Raw genomic sequence first — 2759 nt, forward strand, 5'->3', positions numbered from 1 at the left:
CGACGGCCGCATCGTCGACGAACTCCACCAGCCCACCGCCGACACCGTCCTGGACCGCATGCGCCGCTTCGACGCCAAGGGCCGCACCAGCTGACCGCCCCGGCCCCGAACCGCCACCCGTCCCCCGAGTACCCCCAGGACTGACACACCCTCATGTTCCGCACCGCACTGCGCAATGTGCTCGCCCACAAGGGCCGGCTGCTGATGACGGTACTGGCCGTCATGCTCGGCACCGCCTTCGTGGCCGGCACCCTGGTCTTCTCCGACACCCTCGGCAACGCGCTCAGGACCCAGAACTCCAAGAGCTACACCGACATCGCCGTCACGGTCAGCGACAGCGAGGCCGCCAACCGCAGCTACGACCACGGTGACCGGGCCGTCGACGGCCCGACGATCACCGAGGAGACCCGGAAGAAGGTCGCCGCGCTGCCCGGCGCCGCCGAGGTCCGCGGCATCGTCAGCGGCTTCGCCGGCATCGCCGACAAGAAGGGCGCGCTGATCGGCAACGGCTTCTCCACCACCGGCACCAACTACGTGCCGGGCGCCGACGGCACCGACCCGCGCTACCCGCTGGTCGAGGGCCGCGGCCCGAAGGACGCCACCGAGGTCGTGCTGGACGCCAAGACCGCCGACAAGGGCGGCTTCAAGGTCGGCGACACCGTCCGGGTCGCGGTCAACGGCCCGGTGATGAACCTCAAGCTCACCGGCACCGTGCACACCAACGACCCCCGCGTGGTGGCCGGCGGCTCGCTGGCCGCCTTCGACACCGCCACCGCCCAGCGGCTCTACCTCACCCCGGGCCGCTTCGCCGAGCTGGACGTCAAGGCCAAGCCGGGCACCGACGACGCCGCGCTGCTCGCCGCCGTCAAGCAGACCGCCCCGCAGGGCGACAACATCGAGGCCAAGACCGGCCGCGAGCTCGCGGACGAGCAGGACCGGATGATCAAGCAGGGCACCAAGGTGCTGAGCACCGCCCTGCTGGGCTTCGCGGGCATCGCCCTGTTCGTCGGCATCTTCATCATCGCGAACACCTTCTCCATGCTGGTCGCCCAGCGCACCAAGGAGCTGGCCCTGCTGCGCGCCGTCGGCGCCTCCCGCCGCCAGATCACCCGCTCGGTGCTGATCGAGGCGCTGCTGGTCGGCCTGACCGCCTCGGTGACCGGCCTGCTGGCCGGCATCGGGATCGCCGCCGGGCTCCAGTCGCTGCTCAACGGCCCGATGGAGGCCAACCTGCCGGACGGCCCGCTGATCGTCGGACCGAGCACGGTGATCACCGCGCTGGCCGTCGGCGTGCTGGTGACGGTGCTCGCCGCCTGGCTGCCCGCCCGCCGGGCCTCCCGGATCGCGCCGGTGGCGGCGATGAGCGCGGTCGAGCAGCCCGCCACCCAGAAGGGCCTGCGGGTCCGCAACACCATCGGCCTGCTGTTCTCCGCCGCCGGCGCCGCCGCCCTGCTGGCCGGTGTGTCCGGCAAGGAGGTCAAGCTGGTCGGTCTCGGCTCCGGGGCGCTGCTGATCGGCGTGTTCGTCCTGACCCCGCTGCTGTCCCGGCCGCTGATCGCGCTGATCGCCCCGCTGCTGCGCGCCGTGTACGGCACGCCCGGCAAGCTGGCCCAGGAGAACGCGGTCCGCAACCCGCGCCGCACCGCCGCCACCGCCTCGGCGCTGACCATCGGCGTCACCCTGATCACCTCGCTGACCGTGATCGGCGCCTCGGTGAACCAGGCCGTGGACAAGCTCACCGCGACCGACCTCAAGGCCGACTTCACGGTCACCATGCAGAACTTCTCGTCGCTCTCCCCCGAGGTCGCCGGCCAGATCGCCAAGGCGCCCGGCGTCAGCGCGATCGGCGCCGAGCTCGGCGTCCCGGTGAAGGTCGGGGCGAACGGCGAGGACAGCGAGTGGCTGACGGCGATGGACGCCGCCACCATCGACCAGGTGGCCACCGTCAAGGTCACCGAGGGCTCGGCCGACGCCCTCGAGCAGGGCAAGCTGCTGGTCAGCTCGGGCCGCGCCGAGCACGGCGGCTACAAGCTCGGCGACACCCTCGCCGTGACCTACCCGGACGGCGCCAAGGGCACCCTGACCGTCGGCGGCATCCTGGAGTCCAGCACCATGCTGGCCGGGATCGTCGCCCCCGAGTCCGTGGTCGGCCCGCACGCGCTGCCCGGCTCCGGCCCTCAGAAGGTCCTGGTCAAGGGCGTCGACGGCGCCACCCCCGAGCTCAAGCAGGCGCTGCGCGACGCGACCGGCGGCAACCCGCTGATCGCGGTCAAGGACGCCAAGGAGATCAAGGCGGAGAACCGCTCGATGGTCACCGGGATCCTGAACATGATGTACGGGCTGCTCGGCATGTCCGTGGTGATCGCGGTGCTCGGCGTGGTCAACACCATGGCGATGTCGGTGTTCGAGCGCCGCCGGGAGATCGGCATGCTGCGGGCGGTCGGCCTGGACCGGCTCGGCATCCGCCGGATGGTCCGGCTGGAGTCGGTGCTGATCGCGCTGTTCGGCGGGCTGGTGGGTGTCGGTCTCGGCATCCTGGTCGCCTGGGCGGCCGTGCGCACCCTGGCGGACAGCCTCCACGGCCTCACCACCGTGGTGCCGCCGGTGCAGACCGCCTGCTTCCTGCTCGCCGCGGCCGTGATCGGCCTGCTGGCCGCGCTCTGGCCGGCCTGGCGGGCGTCCAAGCTGGACATCCTGGACGCGATCAAGAGCCAGTAGTCCGGCAGTCGGACACCAGGAGCCCCCGGGCGGTTCGAAGG

1 protein-coding gene and 1 pseudogene are annotated in these 2759 nt (G+C 72.0%); both read left to right on the forward strand.

Annotated features, from left to right (window positions below):
* Positions 1-94 (forward strand): annotated as a pseudogene (locus ACFRMQ_RS39930) (ABC transporter ATP-binding protein); the annotation flags it as partial.
* A gap of 59 nt (positions 95-153) precedes the next feature.
* Positions 154-2718 carry an ABC transporter permease gene (locus tag ACFRMQ_RS39935; protein WP_380735812.1) on the forward strand — a complete coding sequence of 855 codons (2565 nt, stop codon included), beginning with the start codon at positions 154-156 and terminating at the stop codon, positions 2716-2718.
* Positions 2719-2759 lie beyond the last annotated feature (41 nt).

The sequence above is a fragment of the Kitasatospora sp. NPDC056783 genome (assembly GCF_042789895.1).
Classification (GTDB): domain Bacteria; phylum Actinomycetota; class Actinomycetes; order Streptomycetales; family Streptomycetaceae; genus Kitasatospora.